Source organism: Janthinobacterium sp. 61, from assembly GCF_002846335.1.
Classification (GTDB): Bacteria; Pseudomonadota; Gammaproteobacteria; order Burkholderiales; family Burkholderiaceae_D; genus Janthinobacterium.
The window spans coordinates 4,898,863-4,912,934 of the sequence record NZ_PJMQ01000001.1 but is presented as its reverse complement, the minus strand read 5'-3'; the positions used below and the strand labels follow the sequence as shown (position 1 = coordinate 4,912,934).

Genomic DNA, 14,072 nt, shown 5'->3' with positions numbered 1-14,072 from the left:
AATACTTTATGCGGATAAACGTTGAATGATGGCGGCGCGCAGTGCCGGCAACAGGGCGCGGCGGGCCGCCAGCACCTCGGGCGCCGTCTCGCGCTGTACCACGGCCCAGCTTGGATTGGGGAAATGCGCGTCGTCGCGGTAGCGGGGAATCACGTGCCAGTGCACATGCGGCGTCATGTTGCCGAAACTGGCCACATTGACCTTTTCCGGCTGCATCACTTCTCGCACGGCCAGCTCGACTTGCCACACGACTTCCATGACGTAATTGCGCTCGCCCGGCGTCAAATCCGTCATTTCCTTCACGTGTTTGTTCCAGATCACGCGGCAAAAGCCGGGATAGGCCGGATCATTGACGGCCACCACAGACAGGCGCTCGCTACGCCACAGCAAGGTTTCACAACCCTGCTTGTTGGCGAAGCTATCGAGCAACTGACATAAATCGCAGGTCACACCAGCACCCGTTCAATGCCGCCGTCATTGGCGCGTTTCACGTAATCCGGCATCCAGTTCTCTCCCAGCAAGTGTTTGGCGATCTCGACGACGATGTAGTCGGCCGTCGTGCCCGAATCGTCATTGTAGCGCGACAGGCCTTGCAGGCACGACGGGCAGCTGGTGAGGATTTTCACGTCGCCAGTAAACCCGTCGCCGCGCAGCTTGTCGGCGCCCTTGACCATCTCTTCTTCCTTGCGGAAACGCACTTGCGTGGAAATGTCGGGACGCGTGACGGCCAAGGAACCCGATTCGCCGCAGCAACGATCATTTTTCTCGATCTTCACGTTGTCTACCGTGCTGATCAAGGAATTGATGGTCTTGCCCGATTCCTGCAACTTCATCGGATTGTGGCAAGGTTCGTGGTACATATAGCGCGTGCCGTTGACGCCTTCCAGCTTGACGTTTTTCTCCAGCAAATACTCATGGATATCCATGATGCGGCAGCCTGGGAAAATCTTTTCAAACTGATACGTTGCCAGTTGGTCATAGCAAGTGCCGCACGACACGAGCACCGTCTTGATGTCCAGGTAATTGAGCGTGTTGGCCATGCGGTGGAACAGGACGCGGTTATCCGTCATCATCTTCTCGGCCTTGTCGAACTCGCCCGCGCCCCGCTGCGGATAACCGCAGCACAGGTAGCCAGGCGGCAAGACCGTCTGCACGCCCACTTCCCACAGCATCGCTTGCGTCGCCAGGCCCACTTGTGAGAACAAGCGCTCCGAACCGCAACCGGGGAAGTAAAACACGGCTTCCGTATCGGCCGTGGTCGTCTTCGGATTGCGGATGATCGGAATGACTTTATCGTCCTCAATGTCGAGCAGCGCGCGCGCCGTTTTCTTCGGCAGGTTACCCGGCATCTTCTTGTTAATGAAGTGAATCACCTGCGCCTTGACAGGCGGCTTGCCCGTCGATGGCGGCGGCGCCTTGGTTTGCTTCTTGGCAAACTTCTTCAACAGATCGTGGCCCAGGCGCTGCGCCTTGTAACCCCAGCCGATCATGACCTTGCGCGTGGCGTTGATGGTCACGGGATCGGTGGCGTTGAGGAACAGCATCGTCGCCTTGGTGCCCGGATTGAAGCTCTTCTTGTCCATCTTGCGCAGCAAATTGCGCATATTCATCGACACGTCGCCGAAGTCGATGTTGACCGGGCAAGGCGTGACGCATTTATGGCACACCGTGCAGTGGTCAGCCACGTCTTCAAACTCTTCCCAATGCTTGATGGAAATACCGCGCCGCGTCTGCTCTTCGTACAGGAAGGCTTCGATCAGGGACGAGGTCGCCAAGATTTTATCGCGCGGCGAGTACAGCAAATTGGCGCGCGGCACGTGGGTCGAGCAGACGGGCTTGCACTTGCCACAGCGCAAGCAATCCTTGACGCTGTCAGCGATGGCGCCGATATCGCTTTGCTGCATGATCAGCGATTCGTGGCCCATCAGGCCGAACGATGGCGTGTAGGCATTGCGCAAGTCGGCGCCCATGCCCGGCAGGTTCAGCAATTTGCCCTTGTTGAAACGGCCTTCCGGATCGATGCGCTGCTTGTAGCTGCGGAATTCGCCGATCTCTTCTTCCGTCAAAAACTCCAGCTTGGTGATGCCGATACCGTGTTCACCGGAAATGACGCCATTCAGTGAGCGGGCCAGTATCATGATGCGGCCCACGGCTTGGTGGGCGTCCTGCAGCATTTCGTAATTGTCCGAGTTGACGGGCAAGTTTGTATGCACATTGCCATCGCCCGCATGCATGTGCAGCGCGACAAATACGCGGCTACGCAAGATGCGCGCGTGGATGGCTGTCGCCTCGTCAAGGATCAGCTTGAACGCAGCGCCATTGAAGATCTGGCGCAGCTGCGCGCGGATCTCTTGCTTCCAAGTAATGCGCACGGTGCGGTCCTGCACCACATCGAACAGGGTGGCGGTCGGCTGCGTTTCCAGGCGTGCATCGAACACGGGCAGCAAGCGCTCCATGCCCAGCTCGGCCAGCTCACCCTTCACGTCCGCCAGCGGACGGTCCAGCTGGGCCAGCAGATACGTCCAGCGTGCCGTGACTTGCGCCAGCAACTGCTGTGCCTGCTCGGCGCGGTCGCCCAGCATTTCCGCATCGTCGACCCGGTCGTCCGACGCATCGTCACTCTTGCCAATTGGCAAATTACCCTTGGCAAAGAATTCGCTCAAGGCGTCGGCCAGTTGCAGCTTGTTCTTGATCGACAGCTCGATATTGATGCGTTCGATGCCATCCGTGTATTCGCCCATGCGGTTGAGCGGGATCACGACGTCTTCGTTAATCTTGAACGCATTGGTGTGCTTGGCGATCGCTGCCGTGCGGGCGCGATCCAACCAGAATTTCTTGCGCGCTTCGGGGCTGACGGCCACAAAACCTTCACCCACGCGGGTGTTGGCGATGCGCACAACTTCCGACGCCGCCTGGGCGACGGCATTTTCATCGTCGCCGACAATGTCGCCAAACAGGGCCATCTTCGGCAACACGCCCCGCTTCGACTTGGTGGCGTAGCCGACGGCGCGCAGGTAGCGCTCGTCCAGGTGTTCCAGGCCCGCCAGGCGGATGCTCGTGTATTGCTCGCCCTTGGCTGGCAAGCCGTCGAGGTAATCCTTGATTTCCACGATCGACGGAATCGCGTCGCGCGCCTGGCCAAAGAATTCCAGGCAGACGGTGCGGGCGAATTTCGGCATCTTGTGCAGAATCCAGCGCGCCGAGGTGATGAGACCATCACAGCCTTCTTTCTGGATGCCCGGCAAGCCGGCGAGGAATTTGTCCGTCACGTCCTTGCCCAAGCCCTCCTTGCGGAACTTGCGGCCAGGAATTTCCAGAATTTCCGTCTTGAATGGCGCGTTCGGCTTGGTCGCGTCGCGCGTGCTCGGGTGACGCCACTCCAGCTGGAAACGTGCCAGCGCGATATCGTGAATCTTGCCCAGGTTATGGTCCAGACGCGTGACGTCGAGCCAGTCGCCATTCGGGTCGACCATGCGCCACGAAGCCAGGTTGTCCAGCGCCGTGCCCCACAGCACGGCTTTCTTGCCGCCCGCATTCATGGCGACGTTGCCGCCGATGCAAGAGGCGTGCGCCGAGGTCGGGTCGACGGCAAACACGAAGCCGGCTTTTTCCGCCGCTTCCGATACCTTGTTCGTGATCACGCCCGCGCCCGAATTGATCGTCGCGTATTCATGCGTCAGGCCCGGCAAGACCGTCATTTCGACGGCGCCCAGGGTAATGAGTTTTTCCGTGTTGATGACGGCCGACATCGGCGTCAGGGGAATCGCGCCGCCCGTGTAGCCGGTGCCGCCGCCGCGCGGGATGATGGTCAGCCCCAGTTCGATGCAGCCTTTCACCAGGCCGGCCATTTCCTCTTCCGTGTCAGGCGTGAGCACGACGAACGGGTATTCCACGCGCCAGTCGGTGGCGTCCGTCACGTGCGACACGCGCGTCATGCCATCGAAGCGCACATTGTGTTTTTCCGTGTAGCGGCCCAGCACCTTGATCGTGCGCTTGCGCAAATCGTAGGTCTTGCGGAATTCGTCGCCGAAGTCGGCCACGGCCTTGCTGGCCGCTTTCAGCAGCAGCTCGACATTGTTGCTGCGCGCCTGCGCCACTTCCGGCGTTTCGCCACTGGCGGCCACGTCGCCGCCGGCCGCATCGATGGACAAGCGGCGCTTGTCGACTTCGGCCAGGCGGTGATGCAGGGCATCGATCAAGCCCTGGCGGCGCTTCGGGTTATCGAGCAAGTCATCCTGCAGGTAGGGGTTGCGGCGCACGACCCAGATATCGCCCAGCACCTCGTACAGCATGCGGGCCGAACGGCCCGTCTGGCGAGCGCCTCGCAGCTCGTCGAGCAGGCGCCAGGAGTCCTCCCCCAACAGGCGTATGACGATCTCGCGATCGGAAAACGACGTGTAGTTATAGGGGATTTCACGCAGGCGGCTTGCTGCGGGACCATTTGGCGTTTCTGCCAGTAAAGCTTGGAGTTGTGCGGGAGCGTTCATGGAGTGTGGTGACGATGTGGACTGGACCCTAAAGGACCATTTTATCTTATTGCGCCGCACCATGCGGGAACAGCCTTAGCCCGCCTAAGGTTTAAGCACCTCATCTGCCACCATAGCAAATATGGAAAAGCCTACTTCTGCATGAATAAAAAATTAGTTTCCATGATTTTTTGACGTGAAAATGCCAAGAATCGGACTCAGCTACAAACTATCAAGCTGCCCAAATATAGGGCAAACAGGCGTTGCAATATGCGCCATCGCCATCACGCCAGCATTTGCCCGATCCAGTGCCATACGCCATCGGGCACGTACAGCAACAAAGCCGTCATGGTCAGGTAGCGCGCGCACTTGCCGATGGCCATGTAGGCCACGCTGGGCCAGAACGGCAGCTTGAGCCAACCCGCCAGCGTGCACAGGGGGTCGCCCACGACGGGCAGCCAGGCCAGCAGCATGGTCTTGGCGCCATAGCGGGCCAGCCAGCGGAACCAGCGCGTGTCGCGCTCCTTGGCAAACGCCTGCTTGGCCCGGTACCCGAGCCAGTAATCGACGATACCGCCCAGGGTATTGCCCAGGGTGGCGACGCCGATGGCGGCCCAGAACAGCGCGGGATTGGCCTTGATGACGGCAAAGACGGCCGGCTCCGAGCCGAGCGGCAACAAGGTGGCGGAAATAAAGCTGATCAGAAAGACCGATGTCAGCCCGACTTCCGGTGCTGCGATCAGCTGCAGCAGCCAGGCGATTGCGGATTCGATCATGGAACACTTCACGATGCAGTAAGGCTCTCCATTATAATGAAGAGCAGCCTGGGCGCCGCACAATCCGCGCCGGCAGGCAAAGGCATACCCGCCCGCAGTTCCACAGAGCAATATTGTCGCCAGGCTATCCGCCGCGGCGCCGCCGCTATCGACCGACACGCTCCAGTACCTTTCTGGCCCAGAATCACTTGCTAGCAGACTATGAACATCGACTACCTCAAGAAAATCCTGACCGCCCGCGTCTACGACGTCGCCACCGAAACGCCGCTGGAACTGGCCCCTGCCCTGTCGCAGCGCCTGAACAACCAGATTTACTTCAAGCGCGAAGACATGCAAAGCGTGTTCAGCTTCAAGATTCGCGGCGCCTACAACAAGATGGCCCAGCTCAGCGATGCGGAACGCAAGCGCGGCGTCATTTGCGCCTCGGCCGGCAACCATGCCCAGGGCGTAGCACTGTCGGCCGCGCGCATGGGTTGCCGCGCCGTCATCGTCATGCCCACCACCACGCCCCCCGTCAAGATCGACGCCGTTAAGGCACGCGGCGGCGTGCATGTGGAAATCGTGCTGCACGGCGAGTCCTACACGGATGCCTACAACCACGCGCTGACCCTGGAAAAAGAACAGAAGCTGACCTTTGTGCATCCGTTCGACGATCCGGACGTGATCGCCGGCCAGGGCACGATAGGCATGGAAATCCTGCGCCAGCATTCCGGTCCCATCCACGCCATCTTCGTGGCCATCGGCGGCGGCGGACTGATCGCCGGCGTAGCTGCCTACGTGAAACAGATTCGCCCCGACATCAAGATCATCGGCGTGCAAACGGTCGATTCGGACGCCATGGCGCGCTCGCTCAAAGCGGGCGCGCGCGTCACCCTGCCCGACGTGGGCCTGTTTTCGGACGGCACGGCCGTGCGCCTGGTGGGCGAGGAAACATTCCGCCTGGCGCAGCAATATGTCGATGACATCATCATCGTCGACACGGACGCCATCTGCGCCGCCATCAAGGATGTGTTTACGGATACGCGCTCCATTTTGGAACCGGCCGGCGCACTGGCCATCGCGGGCGCCAAGGCCTATGTGGAGCGGGCCAGCCTGAGCAAGCACCCTATCGTCAACCAGACACTGGTCACCATTGCCTGCGGCGCCAACATGAATTTCGACCGCCTGCGCTTCGTCGCCGAGCGTGCCGAGCTGGGCGAGTTCCGCGAAGCCGTGTTTGCCGTCACCATGCGCGAACAGCGGGGCAGCTTCAAGCGCTTCTGCTCGCTCATCGGCGCGCGCAATGTGACGGAATTTAATTACCGCATCAGCGATGAAAAAGCCGCGCACGTGTTCGTCGGCATCCAGATCGCCGACCGGCATGAATCCGGGGCGATGGCGAAGAAATTCGAAGAGCATGAATTCAAGACGCTGGACTTGACGCACGACGAGCTGGCCAAGTCGCACATCCGCCACCTGGTGGGCGGCAAGAGCCGCCTGGCGCAGGACGAGCTGCTGTACCGCTTTGAATTTCCCGAACGTCCGGGCGCGCTGATGCGCTTCCTCGACAGCATGGCGCCGAACTGGAATATTTCCCTGTGTCATTACCGCAGCCAAGGCGGCGACGTGGGCCGCATCCTGGTGGGCCTGCAAGTGCCGCCCGATGAAATGGGAGAATTCGCCCGCTTCCTCGATACCTTGGGCTATCGTTACTGGGATGAAAGCAGCAATCCTGTGTACAAGCTGTTTTTAGGGTAAGCCAGAAGGTCAGTTCCTTCGGAATCCGAATGCGCCCCACTGGGGCGCATTCCCCCTCAGGGCCTGACCCCGGTCCTTGCCGTTGGGTTGAAATAGGCTACCATTCACCCTTCACAGAATTTGTAGCCACGCCACCATGACCACCACCAACGACCTCGCCGAACTGTCGCCCCTGGGCAAAAGCTCGGCCTACCGCACCGATTACGCGCCAGAACTGCTGTTCCCGATTCCCCGCCAGGGCAAGCGCGATGAACTGGAACTGCACGGCACACTGCCATTCTTTGGCCTCGACATCTGGAATGCCTACGAACTGTCGTGGCTGAACCAGCGCGGCAAGCCGCAGGTGGCCATTGCCAAGATCAGCGCGCCGGCTGATTCGCCGAACATCATCGAATCGAAATCGTTCAAGCTCTACCTGAACTCCTACAACCAGACCAAACTGGATAGCCCGGAAGCCCTGTTGACCTTGCTCAAGCAAGACTTGTCGAATGGTTTTGGCGCGCCTGTGCAAGTGGAACTGACCTTGCAGGAAGATTTCGGCAAGCTGAAAATGGGTGAATTCGATGGCGTGCTGCTGGACCGCCTGGACCTGGAAATCACGCAGTACTCGCCTTCGCCGCAACTCTTGAAGGCAGCGCTGGACGCAGCACCGGTGGAAGAAAAACTCGTCTCGCACCTGTTGAAATCGAATTGCCTGGTGACGGGCCAGCCCGACTGGGGCAGCGTGCAGATCGAGTATGCAGGGCCACAGATCGACCAGGAAAGTCTGCTGCGCTATCTGATTGGCTTCCGCGAACACAATGAATTTCACGAGCAATGCGTGGAACGCATCTTTGTCGATATCTTGCGCCAGTGCAAGCCGCAAAAACTGTCCGTGTATGCGCGCTATACGCGCCGCGGGGGCCTCGATATCAATCCGTGGCGCAGCAACTACAGCACGGGCGCGATGCCGGGCAATCTGCGCAATGCGCGCCAGTAACACCGCGCAACACCTAGAAATCATGCCAGCAGGAATATTGGCTGTGTTTTAAAACAACGTTGCGGTAGTGCCCCAGTGCATGTCAAAGACGCTGAAAAATCGGAAAATCGGCATTCGGCGGCGGAAAAACCGGCGCGCTACGTGTTTTTAATCAAGAAATAGCCGATACACCCCAGCGTTGGTTTTTTGCTAAAATGATGGCGACATGAGCTGTAGCGCCCACTGCGCCCGCAGCGGGCGTATACTGTTGAGAATTGGCGTTACAGGCCGCGGAAACAGGCCTATAATTCGGCTCGCAAGCCCTCTGCGCATTGCACCATTTCATTGAGTGTCATGACTAATCTTAGCAAAATATTATCTCTCGAAAACGTCCTGCTGGACCTGGAAGTCTCCAGTAAAAAGCGCGCTTTCGAGCAAGCCGGCCTGATCTTCGAAAACAATTACGGCATCGCCCGCTCTACCGTTTCGGACAATCTGTTTGCCCGCGAACGCCTGGGCTCGACTGGCCTGGGCCATGGCGTGGCTGTGCCACATGGCAGGGTCAAGGGCAGCAAGACCCTGAAAGCGCCGCTGGGCGCCTTCGTGCGCCTGGCCGAGCCGATTCCCTTCGAGTCGCCCGATGGCAAGCCCGTCAATCTGCTGTTTTTCCTGCTGATTCCGGATCATGTCACCCAGCAACATCTGGAAATCCTGTCGGAAATCGCCGAAATGTTTTCCGACGACGCGTTCCGCACGGCGCTGGCCACGGATCCGGAACCGAAATCCGTGCATTCGCGCATCGTCAATTGGCAACCCAGTTTGCAAGCGGCAGGTTAAACTTCAGGTATTCCTCCACTCCTGAAGAAGACTGCCATGTTGCAAACGCCGCTGACGATACAACGCCTGTACGACGATAATCGTGAAAGTCTGCAACTGGGCTGGTTCGCCGGCTTCCCCGGCGGCGAACGCCTGATCTCGGGCGACGTCTCGTCGGCCGCCGACCAGGTGGGCCACTTGAACCTGATCCATCCGGGCCGCATCCAGGTCTTTGGTCACCAGGAAATCAATTACTATCAGCGCCTGAAGGTCAATACGCGCACCCATGTGATCGGTGAACTGATCGCCGGCGGCCCGCCCGCGCTCATCATCGCACAAGGGCTGGAAACGCCGCCCGACATCCTCGCCATCTGCGACGAGCAAAACATTCCCCTGTTCTCCACCCCGCTGCCGGCAGCGCAAGTGATCGACTTCCTGCGCGTCTACCTGTCGAAAAAGCTGGCGCAGCGCATCATCATGCACGGCGTGTTCATGGACGTGCTGGGCGTCGGCGTGCTGATCACGGGCGATTCGGGCCTGGGCAAGAGCGAACTGGGGCTGGAACTGATTTCGCGCAGCCACGGCCTGGTGGCCGACGACGCCGTGGAATTTTCGCGCATCGCGCCCAACATGATCGAAGGCCGCTGTCCGCCTCTGCTGCAAAATCTGCTGGAAGTGCGGGGCCTGGGCTTGCTTGACATCAAGGCCATCTTTGGCGAAACAGCCGTGCGCCGCAAGATGCGCTTGAAACTGATCGTGCACCTGGTGCGCCGCAACGCGCTGGAAGAAGAAGTCGAGCGCCTGCCCTTCCTGTTCCCCACGGAAGACGTGCTCGGCTTACCCGTGCGCAAGGTCGTCATCCCCGTCGCTGCCGGCCGCAACATCGCCGTACTGCTGGAAGCGGCCGTGCGCAATACCATCTTGCAGCTGCGCGGCATCGATACCTTGCAAGAGTTCATGGAACGGCAACGTTTGGCAATGAGCGGGGATTAACAACGTAGGTCGGATTAGCGGGGCAAGGCCCCGCGTAATCCGACAACAATGTTGGCCTATGCCGCAGCGTCGGCTTACGCGCTTTGCGCTAAGCCGACCTACTATCTGTGCTCCAGCATTTGCTTCACCAACACCACAATCAAAATTGCAATAATTTGTAAAGAGCATTGCCTTGGAGCGCAGTGCCGATCTTTATTGTATGATCGGCCTATGCATATCGTCCTTATCACCGGAATATCCGGCTCCGGTAAATCCGTCGCGCTCAATGTGCTGGAAGATACCGGTTACTATTGTGTTGACAACCTGCCACCGGCGCTCCTGCCCAGCCTGGTGCAAACGCTGCTCGACGAAGGTACACCGCAACTGGCCGTCGCCGTCGATGCGCGCAGTGCCGAGTCGCTGACCAGCCTGCCGCACAATGTGGCGCTGCTGCGCGACCAGGGGCACGATGTCAAGGTAATGTTCCTCACGGCCACCACGCATTCGCTGGTGGCGCGCTTCTCGGAAACGCGGCGCAGCCATCCCCTGTCGCATGAATTGCGCCCGAACCAGAATCCGGCCAGCCGCCGTACCCTGATCGAGTGCATCTCGGAAGAACGGGAACGCCTGTCGGCCATCGAACAGCTGGGTCATGTAATCGATACCTCGGAACTGAGCGCCAACAAGCTGCGCGCCTGGGTCAAGGATATTGTCGCCTCCGAACGCGCGCCCCTGATCCTGTTCTTTGAATCCTTCGCCTTTAAACTGGGCGTGCCGCTGGACGCCGATTTCGTCTTCGACGTGCGGGCCTTGCCCAATCCCTATTACGACTTGGCGCTGCGCCCGCTCGACGGACGCGACGCACCCGTGATCGCCTTCCTCGACGCGCAGCCCAGCGCGCTGGAACTGCTGGCCGACATCCGCGCCTTCATCGAGAAATGGTTGCCATCATTCAAGTCCGACAACCGCAGCTACCTGACGGTGGCGCTGGGCTGCACGGGCGGCCAGCACCGCTCGGTGTACATGGCAGAACGGCTGGCGCAGTATTTCGGCCCCAATGAACGGGTCGTGCTACGCCACCGCGAACGTAGCTAGAACGCCATTAAAATCTACTGCGCTTCGGTATAGGTGGTCTGCGATGCTCATGTGCGTAAAGCACAGTTCCGCTTCTCAACCACCCCTCCCTTCCGCTCGCTACGGTGTTATTTGGCGTTGTTAATCCAGATGGCGCAGCGGATGCGCTTGCGCCGGCCAGACGGGGGCAAAGAAGCGCGCCACCATGGCCGCATCAACCTCGTCCAGGCTGGCAGGGTTCCAACGCGGAGCATTGTCCTTGTCGACCACCAGCGCGCGCACGCCTTCCAGCACTTCGCCATGCTCGAAATTGTGGCGCACCACGGTGCGCTCCATGCGCAGGCAATCGGCTACGCCCAGTTGGGCGCCCCGCTGCAACAATTCCAGGGTCACCGACATCATCAGCGGCGAACGCTGGCGCATGGCCGCCAGCGCCTTGCTGGCAAACGCGCTGTCATCCTGCGCCAGCGAAGCCATGATGGCAGCGACGGAGCCAGCGCCGAAATGGCGGTCCAGCGCCGCGCGCGCCATGGTCAGCGCAGAAACGCCCGCCTGGGCCTGGAACGGCGCTGCCAGGGCCTTGATGGCGACCGGCAAGCCCTGGCCTGGCGTCGATTCGAACAGGGCCAGCAGCGCCCCCATCTGCGCCTCGGGCAGGTACACATCGGCCAGGCCCGTGTACAAGGCATCGGCCGCGTTGATCGTCAAGCCCGTCAAGCCCAGGTACAAGCCCAGCTGACCGGCCAGGCGAGACAGGAAATAACTGCCGCCCACGTCGGGAAACAGGCCGATATTGACTTCCGGCATGGCCATGCGCGTGCGGCCCGTCACGATGCGCAGGCGGTTGCCAGGCCCGGCCTGCGCCACGCCCATGCCGCCGCCCATCACCACGCCATCCATCACGGCGATATACGGTTTCGGATAGAAGTGGATTACATGATTTAAAGCATATTCTTCCGTAAAGAAATCTTCCAGCAACGCACTGCCGCCCTGCGGTGTGGCCAGGCCCGCATCGTAAAAGAAACGGATGTCGCCACCGGCGCACAGGGCTTTCTCACTGCTGGAACGGATCACCACGGCGTCCACCTGCGGATCGTCGCGCCAGGCCAGCAAAACGGTACTCAGGGCGCGCACCATCTCCAGTGAGAGGGAATTCAGGGCTTTGGGGCGGTCGAGCACGATGTGGCCCGTGCGGTTGCGGATGGAGGTCTGGACGAAGTCGCTCATGGCAAAGTGAAAAGAAGTGAGAACGGGCACATTCTAGCGCCTGTGAGGGGAACATAGCGCTCAACAGCTACGGGCGCAAAAAAGGGCGCAATGTGCGCCCTTAGTTGATCACAACCGGTTGAAAGTCGCAGGCCGCTTAGGCGGCGGCGAATTCTTCTTCCGAGTTGTCTGGCAGATGCTTGATCGCCTCTTTACCGTGCCCTTGCACTTTGGTTTTGTACTTCATCACTTGCCTGTCCAGCTTGTCGATCAGGATATCGATGGCGGCATACAGGTCGTGCGCCAGACTTTCCACATAGACAGTTTTGCCACTCAGACGCAAATTGACTTCGGCCTTTTGACGTTTTTCTTTCTCTTTGAGGTTATCCACGGTCAGAATCACGGCGATATCGATGACTTGATCGAAATGCCGTTTCACGCGTTCCAGCTTCGTTTGTACGTATTCACGGATGGCTGGTGTGACTTCGAGATGATGTCCGCTGATGGTGAGATTCATACACACTCCTAAAGATGATCGGGTTCGTGCGGTCCATCGTATCCGGCCCGCAGAGGAACCGAAAAAAACTTACAAACACTTACGCAGGCTCACTGGCGGAATTTTCAACGCTTCCCGGTATTTGGCAACAGTACGTCGCGCAATCACCATGCCTTGTTCCCCCAGCATGTCCGCAATCTTACTGTCGGATAAAGGATTTTTAGGGTCTTCTGCTCCTGTCAGTTGCACGATCAATGCCCGTATCGCCGTCGATGACGCTTCGCCCCCCGCTTCGGTGGCGACGTGGCTACCAAAGAAATATTTCAACTCGAACATGCCGTGCGGGGTCAGCATGTACTTTTGAGTTGTTACGCGCGAGATAGTACTCTCGTGTAAACCCAGTGTATCAGCTATTTCACGGAGCACAAGGGGGCGCATGGCAACGGCCCCATGCGAGAAAAAGTTCTTTTGTCTTTCTACTATCGCTTGCGCTACACGCAGGATGGTGTCGAAGCGCTGGCGCATATTCTTGATCAGCCACTTGGCTTCCTGCAACTGTGCGCCCATGGCACCCTCGCCCTTGCCCTGCTTGAGCAAGTTGGCGTACATGGCGTTGACGCGCAGGCGAGGCATGACGTCGTTGTTCAGTGTGACTTGCCAGCCATTGCGCGCGCGCTTGACGACGACGTCGGGCACCACGTAATCGGACACGTCCGAGGCGAACACGGCACCCGGATGCGGGTTGCACTGGCGAATCACCGTCTGCGCTTCGCGCAAGTCTTCATCATCGCAATCGAGGGCTTTTTTCAGCTTGTTAAAATCGCGCTGGGCAAACCAGGCCAGGTGTTTTTCCACAATGACGAGGGCCATGCGCCGCGTCACCATGGCGATGTGCGGCAAGCGCTTGATTTGCAGCGCCAGGCATTCGGACGCGTTGCGCGCGCCCACGCCGGGCGGATCGAAACTTTGCAACAGGGACAAGGCCGTACGCATCTCGTCAGCGTCGATTTCCAGCTCTTCCGGCAAACGCGCCAGGATGTCGTCGAGCGACTCTTCCAGGTAGCCATTGTCGTCGAGCGCGTCGATGATCAGCTCGACGAGCGCGCGGTCGCGCAACTCGAGCACCGTCACGCGCATCTGCTCCATCAGGTGTTCGCGCAAGGTGCAGTGGTGGGCTTCAAGTTGCGGACGGGAATCTTCGTCGTCGGGCGCCTTGCCCCTGCTCGCCTCGCTCCAGTCGCTGTCGCCGCCCTCCGCTGCGGCAGGGCTGTCGCCAGCCTCGCCATCAAAGGTTTCCGCTTCGGCCGGCGCGGCGGGTGCCTCCTGGCCTGGCGGCTGGGGCGGTGCTTCGGCCGGCGCGGCCGTGGAACTCAAGGCGCCGTCGGACAGCAGGCGCAGCGAACGGTCGAGCGGATCGTCGAGGCGTTCGAGCAAGGGATTGTCCGTCAGCAACTGCTCCAGCTCCTGGTGCAATTCCAGTGTAGACAATTGCAACAGGCGTATCGATTGCTGCAACTGCGGCGTCAGTGCCAGGTGCTGCGAAGTGCGCAGCTGCAATGATTGTTTCATTG

General features: G+C 59.7%; 11 protein-coding genes. 5 read left to right on the top strand and 6 right to left on the bottom strand.

Annotation, left to right across the window (positions count from 1 at the left end; genetic code table 11):
* Window positions 1-6: 6 nt before the first annotated feature.
* The 3 genes from CLU92_RS22265 to CLU92_RS22255 form a co-directional block, all read right to left on the bottom strand.
* Entirely contained in the window at window positions 7-450 is a 444-nt protein-coding gene (locus CLU92_RS22265) for an HIT family protein (RefSeq protein ID WP_101483634.1), read from the bottom strand.
* Entirely contained in the window at window positions 447-4,487 is a 4,041-nt protein-coding gene (locus CLU92_RS22260; RefSeq protein WP_101483633.1) for a DUF3683 domain-containing protein, read from the bottom strand. Before CLU92_RS22260 ends, CLU92_RS22265 begins: the two co-directional genes overlap by 4 nt.
* Before the next feature lie 263 nt (window positions 4,488-4,750).
* Window positions 4,751-5,242, bottom strand: coding sequence for a YqaA family protein (locus CLU92_RS22255; RefSeq protein WP_101483632.1), 492 nt, complete (start codon window positions 5,240-5,242; stop codon window positions 4,751-4,753).
* Between the two features lie 201 nt (window positions 5,243-5,443).
* Between CLU92_RS22255 and ilvA the strand changes: the two genes are divergently transcribed.
* The 5 genes from ilvA (at window position 5,444) to rapZ (ending at window position 10,820) form a co-directional block, all read left to right on the top strand.
* Window positions 5,444-6,979 (top strand): threonine ammonia-lyase, biosynthetic, encoded by a 1,536-nt coding sequence (gene ilvA / locus CLU92_RS22250; RefSeq protein ID WP_101483631.1) that lies wholly within the window; start codon window positions 5,444-5,446, stop codon window positions 6,977-6,979.
* Window positions 6,980-7,115: 136 nt separating this feature from the next.
* On the top strand, window positions 7,116-7,958 hold the full coding sequence (queF, locus tag CLU92_RS22245) for an NADPH-dependent 7-cyano-7-deazaguanine reductase QueF (RefSeq protein WP_101483630.1): 843 nt from the start codon (window positions 7,116-7,118) through the stop codon (window positions 7,956-7,958).
* Window positions 7,959-8,291: 333 nt separating this feature from the next.
* Entirely contained in the window at window positions 8,292-8,774 is a 483-nt protein-coding gene (locus tag CLU92_RS22240) for a PTS sugar transporter subunit IIA (protein ID WP_071079718.1), read from the top strand.
* 36 nt (window positions 8,775-8,810) lie between these two features.
* Window positions 8,811-9,746: an HPr(Ser) kinase/phosphatase gene (hprK, locus tag CLU92_RS22235; RefSeq protein WP_034753337.1), complete on the top strand. Its 936-nt coding sequence runs from the start codon at window positions 8,811-8,813 to the stop codon at window positions 9,744-9,746.
* 210 nt (window positions 9,747-9,956) lie between these two features.
* Window positions 9,957-10,820, top strand: a complete 864-nt coding sequence (rapZ, locus tag CLU92_RS22230) for an RNase adapter RapZ (RefSeq protein WP_101483629.1) — start codon at window positions 9,957-9,959, stop codon at window positions 10,818-10,820.
* A 120-nt stretch (window positions 10,821-10,940) separates the two neighbouring features.
* Here the strand turns inward: rapZ and CLU92_RS22225 are convergent, their stop codons facing one another.
* The 3 genes from CLU92_RS22225 to CLU92_RS22215 all read right to left on the bottom strand — a co-directional run bounded on the left by CLU92_RS22225 (window position 10,941) and on the right by CLU92_RS22215 (window position 14,070).
* Complete coding sequence (locus tag CLU92_RS22225) at window positions 10,941-12,026, bottom strand: enoyl-CoA hydratase/isomerase family protein (RefSeq protein ID WP_101483628.1); 1,086 nt, start codon at window positions 12,024-12,026, stop codon at window positions 10,941-10,943.
* 136 nt (window positions 12,027-12,162) lie between these two features.
* Window positions 12,163-12,522 carry a ribosome hibernation-promoting factor, HPF/YfiA family gene (gene hpf / locus CLU92_RS22220; RefSeq protein WP_101483627.1) on the bottom strand — a complete coding sequence of 120 codons (360 nt, stop codon included), beginning with the start codon at window positions 12,520-12,522 and terminating at the stop codon, window positions 12,163-12,165.
* A gap of 69 nt (window positions 12,523-12,591) precedes the next feature.
* Window positions 12,592-14,070: an RNA polymerase factor sigma-54 gene (locus tag CLU92_RS22215; RefSeq protein ID WP_101483626.1), complete on the bottom strand. Its 1,479-nt coding sequence runs from the start codon at window positions 14,068-14,070 to the stop codon at window positions 12,592-12,594.
* Between the last annotated feature and the right edge of the window lie 2 nt (window positions 14,071-14,072).

Excerpts from the sequence above, each read along its gene's own strand:
- CLU92_RS22260 (WP_101483633.1), bottom strand. The coding sequence starts at position 4,487 with ATGAACGCTCCCGCACAACTCCAAGCTTTACTGGCAGAAACGCCAAAT.
- CLU92_RS22255 (WP_101483632.1), bottom strand. The coding sequence starts at position 5,242 with ATGATCGAATCCGCAATCGCCTGGCTGCTGCAGCTGATCGCAGCACCG.
- ilvA (WP_101483631.1), top strand. The coding sequence starts at position 5,444 with ATGAACATCGACTACCTCAAGAAAATCCTGACCGCCCGCGTCTACGAC.
- queF (WP_101483630.1), top strand. The coding sequence starts at position 7,116 with ATGACCACCACCAACGACCTCGCCGAACTGTCGCCCCTGGGCAAAAGC.
- CLU92_RS22240 (WP_071079718.1), top strand. The coding sequence starts at position 8,292 with ATGACTAATCTTAGCAAAATATTATCTCTCGAAAACGTCCTGCTGGAC.
- hprK (WP_034753337.1), top strand. The coding sequence starts at position 8,811 with ATGTTGCAAACGCCGCTGACGATACAACGCCTGTACGACGATAATCGT.
- rapZ (WP_101483629.1), top strand. The coding sequence starts at position 9,957 with ATGCATATCGTCCTTATCACCGGAATATCCGGCTCCGGTAAATCCGTC.
- CLU92_RS22225 (WP_101483628.1), bottom strand. The coding sequence starts at position 12,026 with ATGAGCGACTTCGTCCAGACCTCCATCCGCAACCGCACGGGCCACATC.
- hpf (WP_101483627.1), bottom strand. The coding sequence starts at position 12,522 with ATGAATCTCACCATCAGCGGACATCATCTCGAAGTCACACCAGCCATC.
- CLU92_RS22215 (WP_101483626.1), bottom strand. The coding sequence starts at position 14,070 with ATGAAACAATCATTGCAGCTGCGCACTTCGCAGCACCTGGCACTGACG.